The sequence below is a fragment of the Massilia sp. 05N420 genome, assembly GCF_056397205.1.
The window spans coordinates 34090-56524 of sequence record NZ_JBFTMX010000016.1 but is presented as its reverse complement, the minus strand read 5'-3'; the positions used below and the strand labels follow the sequence as shown (position 1 = coordinate 56524).

The window sequence follows — 22435 nt, the reverse complement described above, 5'->3', positions numbered from 1 at the left end:
TTACGCCTTTTCCTTCTTCTGGCCAATCTTCAGCGACGCCGAGCGCAGGATCTCGACGCACAGGTCTTCATAGCTGGTGCCCTCCGCGCGCGCCGCCATCGGCACCAGCGAGTGCGAGGTCATGCCCGGCGAGGTGTTCACTTCCAGCAGGAAGAACTGCTGGTCGGACTCGCGCAGCAGCACGTCGATGCGGCTCCAGCCTTCGCAGCCGAGGGCGCGGTAGGCCTTCTCGACCTCGCGCTTGATCGCGGCGGTCAGGTCCGCGTCCAGCGGCGCCGGGCAGTAGTACCTGGTGTCGTCCGTGAAGTACTTGTTCTGGTAGTCGTAATTGCCTTCCGGGGCGACGATCTCGATGATCGGCAGCGCGCGGGCGGCGGGACCGCTGCCCAGCAGCGGCACCGAGAATTCGCGGCCTTCGATGAACTGCTCGGCCAGCACCCGCGTGTCGTACTTGCGGGACAGCTCGACGGCGGCCTGCAGCTCTTCCCGACGGGTCACCTTGGTGATGCCGATGCTCGAACCTTCCAGCGGCGCCTTGACGATCAGCGGCAGGCCGAGGTCGGCCACCACCTTGTCCAGATCCGTGTCGTCGTCGATGACGGCGTACTTCGGCGTCGAGACGCCGTTCGCCAGCCAGACGATCTTGGTGGTGATCTTGTCCATGCCGACGCTCGAAGCCATCACGCCGCTGCCGGTATAGGGGATGCCGAGCTGCTCGAGGGCGCCCTGCAGGCTGCCGTCCTCGCCGTAGCGGCCGTGCAGCGCGATGAAGACGCGGTCGAATTTTTCGGCGGCCAGTTCGGCCAGCGAGCGTTCGGCCGGATCGAAGGCATGGGCGTCCACACCCTTCGATTGCAGGGCCTGCAGCACGCCGGTGCCGGACAGGATCGAGATCTCGCGCTCGGCCGAGCGGCCGCCGAACAGGACGGCGACTTTACCGAGTTCCTTGATTTCAGTTTGAGTAAGCGTACTCATAATCAGCTCTTAATTCGCTACCTTTTGAAGCAGTGTTAATTGGTGCGGAACGCCGCCGATCGAGCCGGCGCCCATGGTCAGCACGACGTCGCCGTCGCGCGCCACCTTCAGGATCGTCGCCGGCATGTCGGCGATCGATTCCACGAAAATCGGTTCGATCTGGCTGCCGGCGCGCAGCGCGCGCGCCAGCGCACGGCCGTCGGCCGCCACGATCGGGGTTTCGCCGGCCGCGTACACCTCGGCCAGCAGCAGCACGTCCGGCGCCGCCAGGACCTTGACGAAGTCCTCGAACAGGTCGCGGGTGCGGGTATAGCGGTGCGGCTGGAAGGCCAGCAGCAGGCGGCGCCCCGGATAGGCCGCGCGCGCGGCCGCCAGGGTCACCTGGGCTTCGACCGGATGATGGCCGTAGTCGTCCACCAGGGTGAAGCTGCCGCCGGACTCCAGCGGGATCTCGCCGTAGCGGGTGAAGCGGCGGCCGACGCCGCGGAACTCCGCCAGGCCCTTGGCCGTGGCTTCGTCCGGGACGCCGATCTCGCGCGCGATCGCGATCGCCGAGCAGGCGTTCAGCACATTGTGCATGCCGGGCTGGTTCAGCACGAAGGTGGTGTCCGGATAGCCTTCCTGGCGCACCGTGAAGCGCATGCGGGTGCCGTCGGCGTGGGCGTCCAGCGCGCGTACCTCCGCATCTTCCGAAAAGCCGTAGGTCGTCACCGGCTTGGTCACCTGCGGCAGGATGGCGCGCACGTTGACGTCGTCGATGCACATCATCGCGCGGCCGTAGAACGGCAGGCGGTGGGTGAAGTTCACGAACGCCGCCTTCAGCTTCTCGAAGTCGTGCTCGTAGGTGTCCATGTGGTCGGCGTCGATGTTGGTGATCACCTCGATCATCGGCGACAGGTTCAGGAAGGAGGCGTCGGACTCGTCGGCCTCGGCCACGATATAGTCGCCGGTGCCCAGCTTGGCGTTGGCGCCGGCGCTGTTCAGGCGGCCGCCGATCACGAAGGTCGGATCCATGCCGCCTTCGGCCAGCACCGAAGCCACCAGGCTGGTGGTGGTGGTCTTGCCGTGGGTGCCGGCGATCGCGATGCCTCGCTTCAGGCGCATCAGTTCGCCCAGCATGATGGCGCGCGGCACCACCGGGACCTTGGCGGCGCGTGCGGCCACCACTTCCGGGTTCGCTTCGTTGACGGCAGTCGAGGTGACCACGGCATCGGCGCCGCGCACGTGTTCTTCCGCGTGGCCGATGTGGACCGTCGCGCCCAGTTCAAGCAGGCGCTGGCTGGCGGCGTTCGAGGCCAGGTCCGAACCGGACACCTTGTAGCCGAGGTTCAGCAGCACCTCGGCGATGCCGCTCATGCCGCTGCCGCCGATGCCGACGAAGTGAATGTGTTTGATCTTGTGTTTCATTTGCTGCCTTTGCTCAGTTCTTCCAGCACCTGCGCGATCGCCGCATTGGCGTCGCGCCGGCCGACTGCCTGCGCCGCTTCCGCCATGCGGAGGCAGTCGTCGCGGGAGGTCGTTTGCAGCAGCTTCGCCAGCTGCTGCGGGTTCAGTTCGCCCTGCGGCAAATGGATGGCCGCCTTCTGCCCCGCCATCCAGACCGCGTTGTCGCGCTGGTGGCTGGTGGTGCTGGCGATGAAAGGCACCAGCACGCTGGCGACGCCGGCGGCGGTCAGTTCCGACACCGTGATCGCGCCGGCGCGGCAGATCACCAGGTCGGCATTCGCGTACTCCGCCGCCATGTCGTCGATGAAGTCGACCACATTGGCCTGCACGCCGGCGCTTGCATAGGCCGCGCGCAGGGCGTCGATGTTCTTCTTGCCCGACTGGTGGGTGACGACGGGGCGCAGGCCTTCCGGAATCAGGGCCAGGGCCGCCGGCACGCTGTCGTTCAGGACCTTCGCGCCGAGGCTTCCGCCCACCACCAGGATGTTCAGCGGGCCGCTGCGATTCGCGAAGCGGTGGCCCGGCGACGGCATCTCCAGGATCTCCTTGCGCACCGGGTTGCCGGTGACGACCGCCTTGCCGGCCGCTTTGCCGAAGTCGGCCGGGAAGCCGAACAGCACGCGCTGGGCCATCGGTGTCAGGGTCTTGTTCGACAGCAGCAGCGCGGCGTCGGCATTCACCAGCGCCAGCGGCACGCCGCGCGAACGCGCCAYCATCCCGCCCGGCACGGTCACGTAACCGCCCATGCCCAGCACCACGTCCGGCTTGCGGGCGGCAATGAACCGGCGGCAGGCGGCAAACGCGCCCAGCATCTTGAAGGCGCCGGCGATGGTGTGGCCCAGGCCCTTGCCGCGCAGGCCGGCGAAGTCGATGCTGTCCATCGGGATGCCGTGCTTCGGCACGATGTCCTTCTCCATGCCGTGGGCGGTGCCCAGCCAGCTCACTTCCCAGCCGCGCTCGCGCATCGACTGGGCGATCGCGATGCCGGGGAAGATGTGGCCGCCGGTACCGGCCGCCATGATCATCAGACGCTTGCTYATTTGATCGCTCCCTGGCGGCCGCCGCGCATGCGGACGCGGTTTTCGTAATCGATGCGCAGCAGGATCGCCAGGCCGACGCAGTTGAACATCAGGCCGGAACCGCCGTAGCTCATCAGCGGCAGGGTCAGGCCCTTGGTCGGCAGCAGGCCGAGGTTCACGCCCATATTGATGAAGACCTGCACGCCCAGCCAGATGCCGATGCCCTTCGCGGCCAGGCCGGCGAAGTGCTGCTCCAGCGCGATCGCCTGGCGGCCGATGTCGAACGCGCGTTTCACTAACCAGTAGAACAGGCCGACCACGACCAGCACGCCGGCCAGGCCGAGCTCTTCGCCGATCACGGCCATGATGAAGTCGGTATGCGCTTCCGGCAGGTAGTGCAGCTTCTCGACGCTGCCGCCCAGGCCGACGCCGAACAGCTCGCCGCGGCCGAAGGCGATCAGCGAATGGGTCAGCTGGTAGGCCTTGTCGAGCGCATTGCCCTCTTCCCACGGATTCATGTAGGCGAACATGCGGGCGCGGCGGAAGGGCGAGAGCGCGATGATGGTCGAGAACACCATTACCAGCACGGCGCCGATGCCGCCGAACCAGATCATGTTGAAGCCGCCCAGGAACAGGATGCCCATCGAGATGCAGACGATCACGCCGAAGGCGCCGAGGTCGGGCTCGAGCAGGAGCAGCACACCGACCAGCGCCATCGCGGCGGCCATCGGCATGAAGCCCTTGGTCAGCTTGTGCATGTATTGCTGCTTGCGCACCGTGAAGTCGGCGGCGTACAGCACCGCCACCACCTTCATGATCTCGGACGGCTGGCCGATTCGCAAAGGCAGCCAGCGGCGCGCGCCGTTCACCGAGACGCCGACGCCCGGCACCAGCACGATGGCCAGCATGATCAGGGTGACGACGAACATCAGCGGCGCGAAGCGCTGCCATACCGCCACCGGGATGCGGAAGGCGAACAGGCCGAACAGCAGCGAGACCGCGATGAACATCGCCTGGCGCAGCAGGAAGTAGTTGTTCTTGCCGCCCAGGTAGGCGAACTTGGGCGAATCCGGCAGCGCGATCGAGGCCGAATACACCATCACCATCCCGAACAGCATCAAGAGGACCACGACCCATACCAGCGGCTGGTCGTATTCCATCATGCGCGACGGCCGCGCACGCGCGGCGATCGCCGCATCGTCCGAGGATCCGCCAAACTTGAAGGGAAGCTGGAAGGCCATCAGATGTCCTGCCCCTTCTCGAGCGCGATCTCGCGCACGGTGTCGACGAAGACCTGGGCGCGGTGCGCGTAATTGGTGAACATGTCCAGGCTGGCGCAGGCCGGCGACAGCAGCACCACGTCACCCGGCTTGGCCAGGCCGCCGGCGCGGCGGGTCGCTTCCGGCAGGCCCGGCAGGTCGAAGCACGGCACGCCGCTCGCTTCGATGGCGGCCTTGATCGCCGGCCCATCGCGGCCGATCAGCAGCACTGCCTTCACGTAGCGCGAGCACGGACCGGCCAGCGGTGCGAAGTCCTGGCCCTTGCCGTCGCCGCCGGCGATCAGCAGGATCTGGCGGCCGGTCTCGCCGAAGGTCTGGCCCAGGCCTTCCAGCGCGGCGACGGTGGCGCCGACATTGGTGCCCTTGCTGTCGTCGTAGTACTCGACCTCGTCGATGCTGGCGACCAGTTCGACGCGGTGCGGCTCGCCCCGGTATTCGCGCAGGCCGTGCAGCAACGGCGCCAGCGGCAGTCCGCAGGCGCGGCACAGGGCCAGCGCGGCCAGCGCGTTGGAGGCGTTGTGGATGCCGCGGATGCGCAGGGCGTCGGCCGGCATCAGGCGGTTGATCACCACTTCCTGCGGCTCTTCCGGCTCATTTTTCTTGCGCTTCTTCTCCGGCTCCTCGGCCGGATTCGCATTCGCCAGCCACAGCACGCCGCGCTCGTTCACCAGGCCGAAGCTGCCCGGCGCGTCCGGTTCGCCCGTGCCGAAGGTGGTGACTTGCACATCCGGATTCGTCATGCGCATCACGGTGGCGTCGTCGCGGTTCAGCACGCGGACCGTGTCCTTGCCGAAGATGCGCGCCTTGTCGAAGGCGTAGGCGGTCATGCTGCCGTGCCAGTCCAGGTGGTCCTGGGTCAGGTTCAGGACGGTGGCGGCATCCGGGTTCAGGCTGAAGGTGGTGTGCAGCTGGAAGCTGGACAGTTCCAGGACCCAGGTCTGCGGCAATTCTTCCTTGTCGAGGACTTCGCGCAGCACGTCCAGCGCGGCCGGGCTGATGTTGCCGGCCACGCGGGTGGTGAAGCCGGCGCGGCGGCACAGCAGGCCGGTCAGGCTCGTCACCGTGGTCTTGCCGTTGGTGCCGGTGATGGCGATGACTTTCGGCGCATAGCCGCGGGTGGTCTTCAGGTCGGACAGCGCCTGGGCGAACAGTTCGATCTCGCCCCACACGGGGATATTGCGGGCGGCCGCGCCCGGTGCGATCTCGGCCAGTTCGCGTTCCGGCGCCAGGCCCGGGCTGACGGCGACGAAGTCGACGCCGTCCAGCAGCGCGACGCTAAAGGCGCCGCCGATGAAGTCCGCAGTCGGCACGGCCTGGCGCAGCGCGACCAGGCGCTGCGGCTCGGTACGCGTATCGGCCACGCGCACCTGGGCGCCGCAACGCGCCAGCCATTGCGCCATCGCGAGGCCCGATTCGCCAAGTCCGAGTACCAGTGCGGTTTTGCCTTCGTAGTTCATCGTTCGGTCAACAATTCCCGGTTTAACGCAGTTTGAGGGTCGAGATGCCGATCAGGACCAGGATGATGGTCACGATCCAGAAACGCGCCACGACCTTGGTTTCCTTCCAGCCCTTCTGTTCGAAATGGTGGTGCAGCGGCGCCATCAGGAACACGCGGCGGCCGGCCCCGTAACGCTTCTTGGTGTACTTGAACCAGCTCACCTGGATGATCACCGACAGGGTCTCGGCCACGAACACGCCGCCCATGATGAACAGCACGATTTCCTGGCGCACGATGACGGCGATGGTGCCGAGCGCGCCGCCCAGCGCCAGCGCGCCGACGTCGCCCATGAACATCTGCGCCGGGTGCGCGTTATACCAGAGGAAGGCCAGGCCCGCGCCCGCCATCGCGCCGCAGAAGATCAGCAGTTCGCCGGCGCCCGGGATGTGCGGGATGAACAGGTATTTCGAATAGGTGGCGTTACCGGTCAGGTAGGCGAACAGGCCCAGGGCGCCGCCCACCATCACGGTCGGCATGATGGCCAGGCCATCCAGGCCGTCGGTGAAGTTGACCGCGTTCGAGGCGCCCACGATCACGCAATAGGTCAGCGCGATGAAGCCCCACACGCCCAGCGGATAGCTGATGCTCTTGAAGAAGGGGACGATCAGGTCGGCCTTGGGCGGCAGGTCCATCGAGAAGCCCGACTGCACCCAGGCGAAGAACAGCTGCCACACTTCCCACGGGGTCGCGGCCGAGACCGAGAATGCCAGGTACAGCGAGGACGTGATGCCGATCAGCGACATCCAGAAGTATTTTTCGCCCGAACGCATGCCTTCCGGGTCCTTGTAGACCACCTTGCGGTAGTCGTCGACCCACCCGATCGCGCCGAAGCCGAGCGTAACCACCAGCACCGGCCAGATCAGGCGGTTCGACAGGTCGCACCACAGCAGGGTCGAGACGCCGATGGCGATCAGGATCAGCACGCCGCCCATGGTCGGGGTGCCGTGCTTGGCCAGGTGGGTCTGCGGACCGTAGGTGCGCACCGCCTGGCCGACCTTCATCTCGGTCAGCTTGCGGATCACCGCCGGGCCGCACAGCAGGCCGATGGCGATCGCGGTGATGGTCGCGAACACGGCGCGGAAGGTGATGTAGTTAAAAATCCGCATCGGACCGATATAGTCCTGGAAATATTGTGCGAGCCAGAGAAGCATTTAGTGAGAATCCTTGCCAGTGTTTTGTGATTGAACGAGATGTTGGACCACGCGTTCCATCTTCATGAAGCGCGAGCCCTTCACCAACACAGTTGCGTCGGATTTGCTGCCCAGTTGCTTGTCCAGTGCTGCCAATAAATCGTCGAACTGCTCAAAGTGTTGCGCGCCCGCGCCCGTCATGTGGCGCGCCAATGCGCCGGTGACGAGGACGGACTCGATGCCGCGGCTTGCCGCGTAGGCACCGATCTCTTCATGGAACTGCGGTCCCTGCGTGCCGACTTCGCCCATATCGCCCAGCACCAGGATGCGCGGGGCGGCAGCCCCTGCGAGCACGTCGATGGCGGCGCGCACCGAATCCGGGTTGGCGTTATAGGTGTCGTCGATCACGGTGGCGCCGACCGCGGCCTGCTTGCGCTGCAGGCGGCCGCTGACGGGCGCGAATGCTTCCAGGCCGCGCACGATGGCGTCGACCGGAATGCCGGCGGCCAGTGCGCAGGCGCAGGCGGCCAGGGCGTTGCGGACGTTGTGTTCGCCGGCGGCGGAGAGTTTGATCGTGAACGTTTGCGCGTCACTTCCGGCCACTTGCTCTTGAACGTCATTCCCGCGAAGGCGGGAATCCAGGTTTGCTTGCTCGTCAGCGGCGCCAGACTTGGGTCCCCGCCTGCGCGGGGACGACGTAACTGTGAGGTCAGCACCAAAGCTGTTCGGCGTATACGTGGCGCGAACGTCGCAGCCTTCGGACAGGCCGAAGGTCAGCACCTCATGATCGCCAGCCAGCCCACGCCACAAGCCCGTGTACTCATCATCCCCCGGAAACACGGCCACGCCGGTGTCCGGCAAGGCCGCCAGCACCGAGCCGTTCTCGCGCGCCACCGCTTCCACGGTGTGCATGAATTCCTGGTGCTCGCGCTGGGCGTTGTTGACCAGGGCGACGGTGGGCGCCGCGATGGCGGCCAGGCGGGCGATTTCGCCCGGGTGGTTCATGCCCAGTTCGACCACGGCGGCCTTGTGCGCGCCGGTCAGGCGCATCACGGTCAGCGGCACGCCGATCTCGTTGTTCAGGTTGCCCTGGGTGGCCAGGCGCGCTTCCTCGCCGAAGGCGGCGGCCAGGATGGAGGCGATCATTTCCTTGACCGTGGTCTTGCCGTTGCTGCCGGTGACGCCGATGACCGGGATATCGAACTGGCTGCGCCACGCATTGCCGATGCGGCCCAGGGCCGCCAGCGTGTCCGGCACCACCAGGGCCGGCAGCGGGAAGTTTTCCGGGAGCTTCTCGACCACCACCGCCGCCACATTCCTGGCAGCGACCTGGTCGAGGAAGTCGTGGGCGTCGAAGGTTTCGCCGCGCAGCGCGACGAACAGCGCGCCGGCTTGTACCGTGCGGCTGTCGGTCGACACGCCTTCGAAGGCGGCGTCGCGCGTCATGCGCACTTCAGCCATCGAGGCGGTGAGCGCTTTCTTCAATTCTTCGAGCGTGCCGCGCATTTAACTTACTCTCATCATCGTCAACCGCGCGCTCAGGGCCAGCGCGGCGTGGTCGGCATCGGAAAAAGGAATCTTCCGGCCTTTGATTTCCTGGTAGGGCTCGTGCCCCTTCCCGGCCAGCAGGATCACGTCCGGCTTGCCGGCATGCTTCACCGCCGACAGGATGGCGGCGGCGCGATCCTCGATCGCCTGGTGGGTCGAGCCCGGATGGTGCGGGTCCATGCCGGCGACGATCTGCTCGATGATCGCGCGCGGCTCTTCGCTGCGCGGGTTATCGCTGGTCACCAGCACGTGGTCGGCCATCTGGGCGATCGCGCCCATCTGCGGGCGCTTGCCCGGATCGCGGTCGCCGCCGCAGCCGAACACGCACCACAATTGGCCGCCGCGGTCATGCGCCACCTGGCGCAGCGCAGCCAGCGCCTTTTCCAGCGCGTCCGGAGTGTGCGCGTAGTCGATCACGACCAGCGGTGCATCCGCCCCCCCGATCTGCTGCATGCGGCCCGGGGCCGGGGCCAAGCCTTCGATCACGTCCAGCGCGGCGCGCAGCGGCGCGCCCTTGGCCAGCAGCACGCCCAGCACCGCCAGCGCATTGCTGACGTTGAAGTGGCCCACCAGGCGGGTGCGGGCCAGGGCGCTGCCCGCCGGCGTGTCGACGTGGAACTCGGTGCCGGCCGGACGCGAACGCAGCTGCGAGGCGCGCAGCATGCTCACGCCGTCGATTGCCGGCTGCTCGTCTTCGCCGCGCACGGTGTAGCCGGTGACGGCCACCTGCGGGTGGTTGGCGCGCAGGTGGGCCGCGATGCGGCCGCCCGCCGGGTCGTCCAGGTTCAGCACGGCGTGCTTCAGGCCCGGCCATTCGAACAGCTTCAGCTTGGCCGCTTCGTAGCTGGCCATGTCGCCGTGATAGTCGAGGTGGTCGCGGGTCAGGTTGGTGAACACGGCGACGTCGAAATGCATGCCGGCGGTGCGTTCCTCGACCAGGCCGATCGACGACACCTCGATCGCCAGCGCGCGCGCGCCGGCATCGCGCAGGCCGGCCAGGCGGGTCGCCAGCAGCACCGCGTCGGGCGTAGTGTAGCCGGTGGCGTCGAATTCGGCTTCCAAGCGTGCGCGCACCAGGCCGATGCCCAGGGTGCCGATCACGCCCACGCCTTCGTCGACGCCGCCCAGGCGGGCCAGCGCCTGCGCCGTCCACAGTGCGATCGAGGTCTTGCCGTTGGTGCCGGTCACGCCCACGGTGAACATGCCGGCGTCCGGCTGGCCATAGCAAGCATGGGCGATGGCGCCGGCATTCTTCTTCAGTCCGGGCACCGCCAGATGGGGAATGGCGTCCGACTCGGTCCAGGCGAAATCGCGCGCTTCAAAAACCACCGCGGCCGCGCCCTTCTCGAGCGCCGAGCGGATGTAGTTGCGGCCATCGGCGGCGCCCTCGCCCGGATAGGCGAAGAAGACGTCGCCGCGGCCCACGCGGCGGGAGTCGGAAACGAGACGGCCGCCTGGTGCGGCGGCGCGGATCCATCGGCAGATGTCGTTCAGGTTCGCCATCAATTACTCTCCTCGAGTGGATGTTCGGGGATGATGATGTCCGTGACCGTCGAGTCGGGCGACACGTTCGCCGCCCTCAGCGCATTCGCCGCGAGCGTCGCGAAGGTCGGCGCCGCCACCGCGCCGCCGGTGTGGAAAGGCCCGCTCGGGTCGTCGATCATCACCGCGATCACGAAGCGCGGGTTCGACATCGGCACGATGCCGGCGAAATTGCCGACGTAGTGGGTCTGCGAATAGCGGCCATCGACCACCTTCTGCGCGGTGCCGGTCTTGCCGCCCACGCGGTAGCCCGCCACCTGGGCCTGCGACGCCGTGCCTTCCGGGCTCACCACGGATTCCACCATGACGCGCATCTGGCTCGCGGTCTTGGCCGAGACGATCTGCTGGCCGACCGGCTTCTCGGTCACCTTCTGGAAGGACAGCGGAATGATGTCGCCGTCGCGGGCGAAGACCAGCCAGGCGTGGGCCAGCTGCAGCAGCGACATCGAGATGCCCTGGCCGAAGGACATGTTGRCCTTCGCCACCGTGCGCCAGGATTTGTACGGGCGCACGCGGCCGGCGGCGGCGCCCGGGAAGCCGTAGCGCGGCGCCTGGCCGAAGCCGACCTTGGTGAACATCTCCCACATTTCCTCGGCCGACAGCATCTCCGAGATCTTGGTGGTGCCGATGTTCGACGACTTCTGGATGATGGTGCCGACGTCGATCACGCCGTGCGCATGGGTGTCGCGGATGACGTGGCCGCCGGTGAGATAACGACCGTTGCCGGTATCGAAGGTGCTGCGCGGCGTGATCAGGCCCTTGTCCAGCGCCAGCGCGACCGTGAAGGGTTTCAGGGTCGAACCCGGCTCGAAGGTGTCGGTGATGACGCGGTTGCGCAGCTGCTCGCCGGTCAGGTGGGCGCGGTTGTTCGGATCGTAGGTCGGCCAGTTGGCCAGCGCCAGCACCTCGCCGGTGTGCACGTCCAGCACCACGGCGGCGCCGGCCTTGGCGTGGAATTTCTCGACCGCGTTCTTGATGCTGTTGAAGGCGATGTACTGCAGCTTGCTGTCGACCGACAGGGTCAGGTCCTTGCCGTCGTGCGGCTCGCGCGACATGCCGACGTCTTCGACGATGCGGCCGAGGCGGTCCTTGATCACGCGGCGGCTGCCCGGCTGGCCGGCCAGGGACTTCTGCTGCGCCAGCTCCATCGCTTCCTGGCCCACGTCCTCGACGTTGGTGAAGCCGACCATGTGGGCCATCACCTCGCCCTGCGGGTAGTAGCGCTTGTATTCCTTGCGGGTGTCGAGGCCGTCGATGCCGAGCGCCTCGATCTTGGCGACGACGTCCATCTCGACCTGGCGTTTCAGGTAGACGTAGCTGCGCTCGGAATTCAGCTTCTTCTGCAGCTCCGCTTCCGGCATCTCGAGCAGGCGCGCCAGTTCGCGCACCGTTTGCGGCGAGGCCGGATTGGCCTTGTAATCTTCGGTGAACACCGAGACCGACTTCACCGGCAGCGAAGACGCCAGCACCATGCCGTTGCGGTCGAAGATCTTGCCGCGCGTGGCCGGCAGTTCCTGGGTGCGCATGTAGCGGTTGGCGCCCTGCTCCTGCAGGAATTTATTGTCGGCGATCTGGACCCACAGCGCGCGGCCGGCCAGGGCCGCGAAGGCGGAGAACAGCACGAACAGCACGACGCGCGAGCGCCAGTCGGGCAGGCGCACGGCGAGCACCGGGCTCTTCGAGAATGCCACGCCCTTGGAGGCGGCGACGCGGGAATTGGAGCGGGAATTGCCGGCGCTCGACTTCATTTGCCGCCTTCCGTCAGGTACTGCGTGCGCGCCGGGCTCAGGGGCGCCATGTTCAGGTTGACGCGCGCGATCTGCTCGATGCGCTCGTTCTTGCCGAGGGTGGACTGGTCGAGCTGGAGCTGCGACCAGTCGATGTCGAGCTGGCGCTGCTGGGTCGCCAGTTTTTCGATGTCGTTGACGAGGTGGTTGCGCTGGTAGCGGGCGTTCACGACCGACAGCGCGCAGCCGACCAGCACCGTGGTCAGCACGACGTTGATCTTGCCGATCATGCCGGACCTCCCAGCCGCTCGGCCACGCGCAGCACCGCCGAGCGGGCGCGCGGGTTGGCCTCGACCTCGGGGCCGGACGGCTTGGTCTTCTTGACCAGCTTCATCAAGGGCTGAGGCAGATCGACGGCGCGGATCGGCAGCCGGCGGTCCGGCTGCTCGACCTTGGCCTTCGATGCCAGGAACTGCTTCACCATGCGGTCTTCCAGCGAATGGAAGCTGATGACCGACATGCGCGCCGCGGGCGCGAGCAGCTCGTAGGCAGCGTTCAGACCTGCTTCAAGGTCCTCAAGCTCTTGATTGATGAAAATCCGGACAGCCTGAAAGGTGCGGGTTGCCGGATCCTTGCCTTTCTCCCGGGTTTTGACCGCGTTTGCCACGATTGCGGCAAGCTGTCGTGTGCTTGAAATTGGCTCGACTGCCCGGCGAGCAACAATCGCCTTTGCAATCTGAAAAGCAAACCGTTCTTCCCCATAATCCCGAATCACCTTTTCCAGTTGTCTTTCGTCCACCACGGCCAGCCATTCGGCGGCCGAGATGCCCCGTGTCGTATCCATCCGCATGTCCAGGGGACCGTCGTTGCGGAAGCTGAAACCGCGGCTGGCGTCGTCCACCTGGGGCGACGAGATGCCGAGGTCCAGCAGAATGCCGTCGACCCGGGCGATTCCGCGTGCCGCCAGTGCGTCAACCATCGTCGCAAAGCTGTCGTGCACGATCGTGAAACGCGGGTCAATAATCTGTTCGGCGGTGGCGATCGCCTGCAGGTCCTTGTCGAAGGCGATCAGGCGCCCTTGCGGGGCCAGCTTCGACAGGATCAGCCGGCTGTGACCGCCGCGGCCGAACGTGCCATCTATATAAGTACCGGATGCGCGCTCGCCTTCGAGGTTCAGCGCATCGACTGCTTCGTCAAGCAGCACCGTACGATGCTGCAATTCAGGCACCGGAATAGCGTTCATGGCGGTGCCTTAAAAGGAGAAATTGGAAAGGACATCGGGCATGCCGCCGGCGACGGCTACGGCCTCGTCTGCGGCCAGTTTTACGGCGTCCCAGATCTCGAAATGGGTACCCATCCCGAGCATCATGACTTCCTTCTCCAAGCCAACCGCGCTGCGAAGTTCGGGCGAAATGAGCACCCGGCCCGACGCGTCCAACTCGACATCGCAGGCGTTACCCAGGAAAATGCGTTGCCACGCCCTGGCGGACATCGGCCAGGAGGCGATCTGTTCGCGATGTTCTTCCCAAACCGGGCGCGGGAAGAACAACAGGCAACCATGTGGGTGTTTCGTGAGCGTCATACGGCCTTCACACTGCTGCAACAAGGCGTCACGGTGCTTGGACGGTATTGACATCCGCCCCTTCGCATCGAGATTGATCGCTGACGCGCCCTGAAACACGTATTTACCTAGTTTTGAAGAGTTATCAGTTTGTTAGTTTTAGGCGCCGGGAGATTCTGATTTCTCCCACAAAACTGCACTTTTTGCCACCGTTTCCCACTTTAGAGGAAGCGTTGACTGTGGTCAAGCGAATTCACGTTTGGAAAACATCGAAATTGCCAATGAAACCAAGGACTTAGCGAACTTCGCTGAAGCGACCTCAAGTAAAAATATCGAACAAAATTAGGTACTTAGCTAAGTATCTGCATGTGGCGGCTCACGTATACACATGGGTTTTACGTTTGATCAGTCGCAACTTTTTACTGACGGTAGGTCGCACAAGCGTGCTCGCTCCCTATGCGACATGCATGACACAGTACGGTGGGAAATTGCAGATTGATGCAGAGCGGGTTAGGATAAAGACAAGCGGTCACCCAGCCGTTAGCGGGTGATAGTGAGCAAGTACTGACTCGCAGGTTCAGCCTGCGCCGGAGGATGCCGTGAGTATCACATTAGCCCGGACCCGCACCGTCTACGACCTCCACGAGGTCCAGGGTGCGCTCGACCGCAGCCGCGGACGTTCGCCCGAGCTCGAAGCGTTCTACGAACGCATGCTGGAGACGGGCGCCRAACGTTTCGTCACCACCCCCTCTTCCATCGACGCCCTCGACCCGCTGTTCGAGGAATGCCCCAATTTCGACGAAGTGCTGGACGACCTGGCGCGCTACCTGCGCCTGGCCCATGCAGGCGATAAAGGGTTTAACGTCATGCCGATCCTGCTGCTGGGCGGACCGGGCGTCGGCAAGACCCACTTCGCCAAGCGGCTGGCGAAGGTCATGCAGACCGACTGCGAGCTGATCAGCATGAACGCGCTCTCGGCCGGCTTCGTCATCACCGGCAGTTCGGCCAGCTGGCGTGGCGCCAAGTGCGGCAAGGTGGCCGAGCGCCTGGTGCGCGGACAGTTTGCCAATCCCGTGATCGTGCTGGACGAGGTCGAAAAAGCCTCGGGTTCTTCCCAGTCGGATCCGCTGGCCGCTCTCTATCAGTTGCTGGAGCCGGAAACGGCCTGTGCCTTCCGCGACGAATTCATCGACGTCGACATCGACGCTTCCCAGATCTTCTGGGTGCTGACCGCCAATTCCACCGAAGGCATCCCGCATCCGCTGCTGAACCGCATGGCGGTGTATGAGGTGCCGGCGCCGACGCCGGAACAGGCGGCCGGCATTGCCCAGCGCATGTATGCGGGCCTGCTTCGTGAATTGAATCTCGGCGCCTTCGATCCTCGTCTGGGAGATGTGGTGCTGGACAAGCTGGCGGGGGTGTCGCCGCGCGACCTGCGCAAGACCCTGCTGGATGGACTTGGGTATGCGGTGGCGGATGGGCGGGAGCATGTAGTGGCAAGCGATATCCGGCTCAAGCCTACGCCGGGCAAGGGACGGATCGGGTTCTGATGGTGCAAAAGTTATAATTACACTCTTGCAATAACAAAGACGGCCTCCACTTGCCGGACACCCCATCAAGTGGAGTCACCATGTTCGGCACCGGCCATCCCCAGCCTCCTCACCGCAAGGAGGTCGCCATGCAGATCGTCCGGCAGCAACAGAAAAGCTTCGCCGCTACCGAACTGACCGTCGATCCGCCTTCCGGCAAGGTCGCGCCGCCGCCGGACGCGCCGCCGATCCGCTTCAGCGTCTCCTATACCCTGGCCGAATACATGAGCATCCTGCGCGGGCACGTCGGCTTCATCCTTCGCCACATGCCGGCGCAACAAAGGCGGCGCCAGACCTGGATGCCGCTCGCGATCGGGGTAGTGGCCGGCCTGCTTGCCTGGGCCGCCGGACCCGGCTGGATCGGATACGCGTTGGCGGCGGGCAGCGCGCTGGCTTTGCTGTCGCTGCCCTTCACGCTGGACCTCTGGATCGGGCTCATCGCGCCGCCGGTCTTCCTGCTGAAAAAGCGCCGCATGCCGGTCTGCGAATTCCGCATCGACGGCCACGGCATCGAGCGCAGCTCGCGGCTCGGGACGCTGTCGAAGACCTGGAGTGAGGTGAAGATGGTGCGCCGCTACGAGCGCGGCTACCTGCTGATGTTTGCCAAAGGTGGGATGCCGATTCCCTTCCGCTGTCTGGACCAGCAGCAGCAGGAGCAGCTGCGCGCCTATGCCACCGGGCGCGGCATCGCATGAAGGCTTATTTGTCCTGCGCCTGAACCAGCATGCCCTGCCCCGGCTGCTTCGGCACATGAACCCAGCGCCCGTTTACCTGGCGGAAGTCGAGGGTATCGAAGTAATGGGCGATGCCGCCGCGCTCGATCGTGACCTGGGCCGTGTCGGCGTTCATGCGGGCGCTGGCGAAGCGGCTGTGCGGTTCTCCGTTGCTGCTGACGCAGCCGGCGGCGAAGGGACCGCCGCGGTCGGAGACGTCGGGACCGATCACCAGCCGGATGTCGGAAGGAAGATCGGCCAGCGAGGCGATATCGCCCGGCTGCGGCGCAGCCGCCTGCTGGGCGGAGGCCGCCGGGAGGCCGGCGGCAGCGACAATGGCGAAGATGAGCGGCATGATCGTGGTCCGGTAGCGCATTGCATTTCCTTCGGAAGTCATAGCGAACATTCTACCCCTTGTCTTCCAGTTTTTTGTCTTCGCTTTTCGCCTCTTTCATCGCCTCCGGCTCCAGCAGCTCGGCTTCCTTGTTGAAGCGGATGAACAGCCCCCAGCCCGACAGCAGGATGCCGGCCGCGACCAGCACCGAGGCCGCGTGCGGCAGCAGTTCCGGCTCCTCGTGCAGGGCCTTGAAGGTGCCGACCAGACCCTCGATCGACAGCGCCACCACCACCACGACCATGAAGCGCGACAGGTAGCGGCGCACGCGCGTCGGCGCGCTGATGTGGGCGTCGCGGATGACCTCCTCTTCGGCGATGGTCTGCGAGATCTGCAGCGACACCACCGCGATCGCCAGCAGGCCGATCGCCTCGATCGCACTCTCGGCGCCTTCGGCCAGCTCGGCGCCGACGGCTCTCCAGCCCGTCAGCACGGCCAGCACCATCAGCAGCAGGGAGATGGCGACGAACAGCACGGCCATGACCGCGTGGACGGTGGAAAAGAAGGCTTTCAATGCACAGCTCCCATGGGATTGATCTGTTTCGATTGTGCCCGATCCAACGGCGGCGGCTCGCACTGCAGCTCGGCCATGTAGGCGCGATGCTATGATGAAATTATTTCAACTCATCGCTCCCTGTCATGAACCAGCTGCATACCGGCCGTTTCCTGCTCCGTCCTTTCGCCGCAGCGGACGCATCAAGCTTCGCCGAAGCCGTGCGCGAGTCGATGGCCAGCGTCGGCCAGTGGATGAGCTGGGCCCACGCCGGCTACACGAAAGACGAGGCATTGTCCTGGTTCGACTTCTGCGATGCGTCCCGGGCCGCCGGCAGCGCCCACGAATTCGGCATCTTCCTGGAAGACGGCGTGACCCTCGTCGGCGGCGCCGGCCTGAACCAGTTCAACACCCTGCACGGATTCTGCAACCTGGGCTACTGGGTGCGCGCCTCGCAGCAGCGCCAGGGCGCGGCGCTGGCCGCCGTCCAGGTACTGGCGCGCCATGCCTTCGAAGCCTTGAAACTCTCGCGCGTCGAGATCGTCATCGCGGAGGGCAACCTGCCCAGCCTCGCGGTGGCGCGTAAAGCAGGTGCTGTCCACGAATGCCTGGCGCGCAACCGCCTGCAGCTGCATGGCGGGCCGGTCGCAGCGCACGTTTTTTCGCTGGTGCCCGAACAGGATTAATGCTGCGCGGGCTCGGCCCAGCTCTTCGCATGCGCCACCGCCCGCCCCCAGCGCCCCATCAGCTCCTCGCGGCGCGCGGCCGGCATCTGCGGCTCGAAACGGCGTTCGGCCTGCCACTGCGCCGCGATCTCCTCGCGTGAAGACCAGAAGCCGACCGCCAGCCCGGCCAGGCAGGCCGCGCCCAGCGCCGTGGTCTCGGTGACGCGCGGACGGATCACCGGCACGCCCAGCAGGTCGGCCTGGAACTGCATCAGCATGTCGTTGCGGGCCGCGCCGCCGTCGGCGCGCACTTCGTGCACTGCCAGGGCAGCATCCTTCTGCATCGCCGCCAGCAGCTCGGCGCTCTGGTAGGCGATGGCTTCCACCGCGGCGCGCGCGATGTGGGCGGCCGTGGTCCCGCGCGTCATGCCGACGATGGTGCCGCGCGCGTAGGCGTCCCAGTGCGGGGCGCCGAGGCCGACGAAGGCCGGCACCAGCACCACGCCGCCGCTGTCGGGCACGGACAGTGCCAGGGCTTCGACGTCGGCGGACTGCTTGATGATGCCGAGGCCGTCGCGCAGCCACTGCACGGTGGCACCGCCCATGAAGACGCTGCCCTCCAACAGATAATCCGTGCGGCCGCCGACGGTCCAGCCGACCGTCGACAGCAGGCGGTTGTGCGACACCGGCGGTACATCGCCCGCGTGCATCAGCATGAAGCAGCCGGTGCCATAGGTATTCTTGACCATGCCGCGGCGATGGCAGGCCTGGCCGAAGGTCGCGGCCTGCTGATCGCCGGCGATGCCGGCCAGCAGGATCGCGCGGCCGAACCAGGCTTCGTTCGTCAGCCCGACCTGCTCCGAACTGGACACCACTTCCGGCAGCATCGAGGCCGGCACGCCGAACAGGTCAAGCAGTTCCGGATCCCAGCGCAGGCTGTTGATATTGAAGAGCATGGTGCGCGAGGCGTTGCTCACGTCCGTCACGTGGCGTCCGGTCAGCCTGAAGGCGAGCCAGCTGTCGACGGTGCCGAAGGCCAGTTCGCCGCGCTCGGCGCGGGCACGCGCGCCCGGCACGTGGGTCAATAGCCATTGCAGCTTGGTGGCGGAAAAGTAGGCGTCCAGTTCGAGCCCGGTCTTGCGCTGGATGAGGGGGGCGTGACCGGCCGCGCGCAGGGCGTCGCAGAGTTCGGCCGTGCGCCGGTCCTGCCAGACGATGGCGTGGCACAGCGGCTCGCCGGACCGGCGATCCCACACCACCGTGGTTTCCCGCTGGTTGGCGATGCCGATCGCGGCCACCCGGGAGGCGTCGATGCCGCTCTCCTGCAGCACCTCGCGCGCGCAGGCGAGCTGGCTGTGCCAGATGTCGAGCGGGTCATGCTCGACCCAGCCGGGGCGGGGGAAATGCTGGGGATATTCGTGCTGGGCGGTGGCGGCCACCTGTCCCTGGCGGTCGAACAGGATGGCGCGCGAACTGGTGGTGCCCTGGTCGAGGGCGAGGATGTATTCCATCGTCATGACCGAATTATGTGTAAAGCAGGCCGATAGGCCGGATTCTGTGTAGTGGTCTCCCTTGCGGGACGCCCCTATGACAGCCATTCCTCTAGGCGCCGAATTACTCCGGCGCTCAAGCTTCCTACCCGCACGCTCCGCGAGCAACATCAACGCGTGCCTATTTGGAATTGCTCCAGGTGGAGGTTACCGCGTTTCACCGTAACTTAATACGCTCGTCTCTGTGGCCCTATTCCTCGCCTTATACCGGCTTGCGCCGGCTTTCGACGGACGGCCGTTAACCGTCACCCTGCTCTATGGAGTCCGGACCTTCCTCCCGCCAGCACCTTGCGGTGCCGGCCAGCGGCTGTCTGGCCTGCTTCACGGCTAGCATTGTAACCGCTTGGACTCGACAAGGGAAACCCAGATAGCCGCTGCAAGGCCTTAGTTCATTGCCACCTGGTCGATCTTCAATGTGAACAACTCATCGATCAGCTTAGTGATATTCACGCGAATCGCACCTTCGTTGGCAATGCGGAGGCGCTCTGCCCCGGAAAATGCCGCGCCCATCGATGCCGTGTAAGGAAGTGATACACGGCGATTGAGCACTTCCTTACCGGTTGCCCGCTCGACGAGGGAATATGCAACGGTGGCGGTCACGGTCATGCTAAAGCCGGCCATCGGCTGGTCGACGTTTTCCAGATGCGCGATCAACGTGTATTTGCCCGCTTGCTTGCCTGCGGCGAGCAGACCCGCATCGCGCAGCGAAGCCTCGAGGGCCTGTTCGAATTCGCTGTTACCGACATTCGACACCCACATTGGATTGGTTTCCTTGCCACCTGTGACATCACGCACAGCGATATTCGTGCGCAGGGGCGTCGGCGCAATGCGTTGCTGGGCCGATACGTTGGCGGTCATCTGGTCGATGCGCGCAGGCGCGGCACAGCCGCTCAGGAGACCGGCGAGGACGATGGAAACGAGTACCGGAAGCATTTTTTTCATCATTATTTTCCTGTTTTTAAGCGGATTTAGCGGATGACCCAACGATACCTGGACACCTCTTCAAAATGGCGGCTTGCTGGACAGCGTCATATTCACCGCGCAAGCGCGAATAGTCGGCCTCCTGCTGTTTCGTACCGCCAAGCGCGAACAGGGCCGGCCAGAACAGAATCAGGCCAACGCCTGCAATTGCCTTATCGTTGGACGCTGCCGTATCCAGGCGACCGCCGAGCTGTACGACACGTGCCTGGATACGCTGTGTTTCGCTCGCAAGTTGCTCGCAGTCATAGGACTGAAATTGCATGGGCGAGACGTAGGCGGCGGTAATGTCTTTCGATGCGGTCGCGCAGCCGCCCAAAGCAATGCAAACGGACAGCGTATAGACCCCGAGTTTCTTCATTCCGTTCTCCCCTTCTCTAGTTTTGGTTATTTTCTTTTATTAAAAGTTGCTGCCAAAACACTATAGGTAGCAGGTGTTTTTATGTCAACAAATAAAGATTATTTTTGTTAACCCGACTGGCGAATTTGAAAGTTGACGTCGCCATTTCAAAAGCCATTTTTTGCACAGCTGCATAGAATGCTCCGATACCAAACCAACAAGGATGACGCACCATGACCCACCCCTCCCGCAGCGGCGGCCAGATCCTGGTCGATGCACTCCAGATCCACGGCGTGGACACCGCCTTCGGCGTCCCCGGTGAAAGCTACCTCGACGTGCTCGACGCCCTGCACGATTCGAACATCCGCTTCGTGATCAACCGCCAGGAGGGCGGCGCGGCGTTCATGGCCGAGGCCTACGGCAAGCTGACCGGCAAGCCCGGCATCTGCTTCGTCACCCGCGGCCCCGGCGCGACCAATGCCTCGATCGGCGTGCACACGGCCTTCCAGGATTCGACGCCGCTGATCCTCTTCATCGGCCAGGTCGGCACCGACTTCATGGACCGCGAAGCCTTCCAGGAAATCGACTACCGCCGCATGTACGGCCAGATGGCCAAGTGGGTGGCGCAGATCGACCGCGCCGACCGCATCCCCGAATACATCGCGCGCGCCTTCCAGGTCGCGACCAGCGGCCGTCCGGGCCCAGTGGTGCTGGCGCTGCCGGAAGACATGCTGATCGCGCAGGCGGAAGTGGCGGACACCCGCCGCTACCAGCCGGTGCAGGCCTCGCCTGCAGCAAGCCAGATCGACACCCTGCGCGGCATGCTGAAGGAAGCGAAGAAGCCGCTGCTGCTGCTGGGCGGCGGCACCTGGAACGAACAGGCCTGCGCCGACGTGACCAAGTTTGCCGAGGCGAACGGCCTGCCGGTGGCCTGTGCCTTCCGCTTCCAGGACCTGCTCGACAACGAGCACCCGCACTACGTCGGCGACGTCGGCATCGGCATCAATCCGAAGCTGGCCGCGCGCGTGAAGGAGGCCGACGTCCTGATCGCCTTCGGCCCGCGCCTGGGCGAGATGACGACCAGCGGCTATTCGCTGCTGACGTCGCCGGTGCCGAAGCAGCGCCTGGTGCACATCCACCCGGATCCTCAGGAACTGGGCAGCGTCTACCAGGCCGAGCTGATGATCGCGGGCGGCGCGCCGGAAACCGCGCGCATGCTCGCGGCGATGGAGCCGGTGGATTCGTCCGCCTGGCGCCACACGATCGAGGAGGCCAGGGCCGAGCTGCGCGCCTGGCAGCAGCAGCCGGCTATCTTCCAGGATGGCACGCATTCATCCCGCCCTCCGCTCGATCTCTGGCAGCTGGTACAGGACCTGCAGGTGGCCCTGCCCCACGACACCATCATCACCAACGGCGCCGGCAACTACGCGACCTGGGCACACCGTTTCTGGCGCTACGGCGCGATGCGCACCCAGCTGGCCCCGACCAGCGGCGCGATGGGCTATGGCGTGCCGGCCGGCGTCGCGGCGAAGATCGTCGACCCGCAGCGCACCGTGGTCACCTTTGCCGGCGACGGCGAATTCATGATGACCGGCCAGGAACTGGCGACCGCCGTGCAGTACCGCGCCGGCCTGATCCTGATCGTCTTCAACAACAACATGTTCGGCACCATCCGCATGCACCAGGAGCGCGAGTACCCGGGCCGCGTGTCTGGCACTTATCTGGAGAATCCGGACTTCGCGGCGCTGGCCGAGGCCTACGGCGGCCAGGGGGAAGTCGTCTTGAAAACCGCCGACTTCGCGCCGGCTTTACAGCGCGCGGTGGCGTTCACGAACGAGAAGAAGCTGCCGGCGGTGATCGAGCTGCGTTATGACGGCAATCTGATTACGCCGGGGGCGACGCTGGAGACGATTCGGAAGAATGCCGAGGCGGCCAAGAAATAAGGGCCGTTGGCGTTTTAGGGCGCCGAAACGACGTGCTTAGGCTG

The 22435-nt window shown here is 65.4% G+C and carries 21 protein-coding genes and 1 other RNA gene; 4 read left to right on the top strand and 18 right to left on the bottom strand.

What is annotated here, in order from left to right; all coding sequences use genetic code 11:
- Genes AC1DIX_RS12790 through mraZ form a run of 12 tightly spaced genes read right to left on the bottom strand, consistent with a single transcriptional unit; the run spans position 1 to position 13846 of the window.
- Positions 1-975, bottom strand: a complete 975-nt coding sequence (locus tag AC1DIX_RS12790; protein WP_477250041.1) for a D-alanine--D-alanine ligase — start codon at positions 973-975, stop codon at positions 1-3.
- A gap of 9 nt (positions 976-984) precedes the next feature.
- The gene (gene murC, locus AC1DIX_RS12785) at positions 985-2382 is read right to left on the bottom strand and encodes a UDP-N-acetylmuramate--L-alanine ligase (protein WP_477324706.1); all 1398 of its coding nucleotides are present in this window, start codon (positions 2380-2382) and stop codon (positions 985-987) included.
- Entirely contained in the window at positions 2379-3461 is a 1083-nt protein-coding gene (gene murG, locus AC1DIX_RS12780; RefSeq protein ID WP_477324925.1) for an undecaprenyldiphospho-muramoylpentapeptide beta-N-acetylglucosaminyltransferase, read from the bottom strand. The genes murC and murG overlap by 4 nt, the downstream gene beginning before the upstream one ends.
- Complete coding sequence (gene ftsW / locus AC1DIX_RS12775; RefSeq protein ID WP_442122215.1) at positions 3458-4681, bottom strand: putative lipid II flippase FtsW; 1224 nt, start codon at positions 4679-4681, stop codon at positions 3458-3460. The genes murG and ftsW overlap by 4 nt, the downstream gene beginning before the upstream one ends.
- Complete coding sequence (murD, locus tag AC1DIX_RS12770) at positions 4681-6177, bottom strand: UDP-N-acetylmuramoyl-L-alanine--D-glutamate ligase (protein WP_477324704.1); 1497 nt, start codon at positions 6175-6177, stop codon at positions 4681-4683. The genes ftsW and murD overlap by 1 nt, the downstream gene beginning before the upstream one ends.
- Positions 6178-6199: 22 nt before the next feature.
- Entirely contained in the window at positions 6200-7369 is a 1170-nt protein-coding gene (gene mraY, locus AC1DIX_RS12765) for a phospho-N-acetylmuramoyl-pentapeptide-transferase (RefSeq protein WP_477324702.1), read from the bottom strand.
- Positions 7370-8854 (bottom strand): UDP-N-acetylmuramoyl-tripeptide--D-alanyl-D-alanine ligase, encoded by a 1485-nt coding sequence (locus AC1DIX_RS12760; protein WP_477324700.1) that lies wholly within the window; start codon positions 8852-8854, stop codon positions 7370-7372.
- A complete protein-coding gene (locus AC1DIX_RS12755) occupies positions 8855-10399 on the bottom strand; it encodes a UDP-N-acetylmuramoyl-L-alanyl-D-glutamate--2,6-diaminopimelate ligase (RefSeq protein ID WP_442122211.1) in 1545 nt (514 codons plus the stop codon).
- Positions 10399-12186, bottom strand: coding sequence for a peptidoglycan D,D-transpeptidase FtsI family protein (locus AC1DIX_RS12750; RefSeq protein ID WP_477324698.1), 1788 nt, complete (start codon positions 12184-12186; stop codon positions 10399-10401). The genes AC1DIX_RS12755 and AC1DIX_RS12750 overlap by 1 nt, the downstream gene beginning before the upstream one ends.
- The gene (ftsL, locus tag AC1DIX_RS12745) at positions 12183-12455 is read right to left on the bottom strand and encodes a cell division protein FtsL (RefSeq protein ID WP_442122209.1); all 273 of its coding nucleotides are present in this window, start codon (positions 12453-12455) and stop codon (positions 12183-12185) included. Before ftsL ends, AC1DIX_RS12750 begins: the two co-directional genes overlap by 4 nt.
- The gene (gene rsmH, locus AC1DIX_RS12740) at positions 12452-13408 is read right to left on the bottom strand and encodes a 16S rRNA (cytosine(1402)-N(4))-methyltransferase RsmH (RefSeq protein ID WP_442122208.1); all 957 of its coding nucleotides are present in this window, start codon (positions 13406-13408) and stop codon (positions 12452-12454) included. Before rsmH ends, ftsL begins: the two co-directional genes overlap by 4 nt.
- Before the next feature lie 9 nt (positions 13409-13417).
- Complete coding sequence (mraZ, locus tag AC1DIX_RS12735) at positions 13418-13846, bottom strand: division/cell wall cluster transcriptional repressor MraZ (RefSeq protein WP_442122207.1); 429 nt, start codon at positions 13844-13846, stop codon at positions 13418-13420.
- 479 nt (positions 13847-14325) lie between these two features.
- On the opposite strand from mraZ, the gene AC1DIX_RS12730 reads away from it, so the two are divergent.
- Together AC1DIX_RS12730 and AC1DIX_RS12725 are read left to right on the top strand one after the other, a co-directional pair.
- Entirely contained in the window at positions 14326-15276 is a 951-nt protein-coding gene (locus tag AC1DIX_RS12730) for an AAA family ATPase (RefSeq protein WP_477324696.1), read from the top strand.
- Positions 15277-15356: 80 nt separating this feature from the next.
- Positions 15357-16010: a YcxB family protein gene (locus AC1DIX_RS12725; RefSeq protein ID WP_477324694.1), complete on the top strand. Its 654-nt coding sequence runs from the start codon at positions 15357-15359 to the stop codon at positions 16008-16010.
- Between the two features lie 4 nt (positions 16011-16014).
- Here AC1DIX_RS12725 and AC1DIX_RS12720 read toward each other — a convergent pair whose 3' ends face one another.
- Positions 16015-16404, bottom strand: coding sequence for a hypothetical protein (locus tag AC1DIX_RS12720; RefSeq protein ID WP_477324692.1), 390 nt, complete (start codon positions 16402-16404; stop codon positions 16015-16017).
- A 31-nt stretch (positions 16405-16435) separates the two neighbouring features.
- Positions 16436-16903 (bottom strand): hypothetical protein, encoded by a 468-nt coding sequence (locus AC1DIX_RS12715; protein WP_442122328.1) that lies wholly within the window; start codon positions 16901-16903, stop codon positions 16436-16438.
- A 158-nt stretch (positions 16904-17061) separates the two neighbouring features.
- Between AC1DIX_RS12715 and AC1DIX_RS12710 the strand changes: the two genes are divergently transcribed.
- Positions 17062-17601, top strand: coding sequence for a GNAT family N-acetyltransferase (locus AC1DIX_RS12710; RefSeq protein WP_477324690.1), 540 nt, complete (start codon positions 17062-17064; stop codon positions 17599-17601).
- On the opposite strand, the gene glpK is transcribed toward AC1DIX_RS12710, so the two are convergent.
- The 4 genes from glpK to AC1DIX_RS12690 form a co-directional block, all read right to left on the bottom strand.
- A complete protein-coding gene (gene glpK / locus AC1DIX_RS12705; RefSeq protein WP_477324923.1) occupies positions 17598-19091 on the bottom strand; it encodes a glycerol kinase GlpK in 1494 nt (497 codons plus the stop codon). The two genes, AC1DIX_RS12710 and glpK, sit on opposite strands and share 4 nt — an antisense overlap.
- Before the next feature lie 17 nt (positions 19092-19108).
- Positions 19109-19453: RNase P RNA component class A (gene rnpB / locus AC1DIX_RS12700), an RNA gene on the bottom strand.
- Between the two features lie 61 nt (positions 19454-19514).
- Positions 19515-20075, bottom strand: a complete 561-nt coding sequence (locus tag AC1DIX_RS12695) for a hypothetical protein (RefSeq protein WP_477324688.1) — start codon at positions 20073-20075, stop codon at positions 19515-19517.
- Between the two features lie 13 nt (positions 20076-20088).
- Positions 20089-20469, bottom strand: a complete 381-nt coding sequence (locus AC1DIX_RS12690) for a hypothetical protein (protein WP_477324686.1) — start codon at positions 20467-20469, stop codon at positions 20089-20091.
- 212 nt (positions 20470-20681) lie between these two features.
- On the opposite strand from AC1DIX_RS12690, the gene AC1DIX_RS12685 reads away from it, so the two are divergent.
- Positions 20682-22391 carry a thiamine pyrophosphate-binding protein gene (locus AC1DIX_RS12685; protein ID WP_477324684.1) on the top strand — a complete coding sequence of 570 codons (1710 nt, stop codon included), beginning with the start codon at positions 20682-20684 and terminating at the stop codon, positions 22389-22391.
- Positions 22392-22435: the final 44 nt, after the last annotated feature.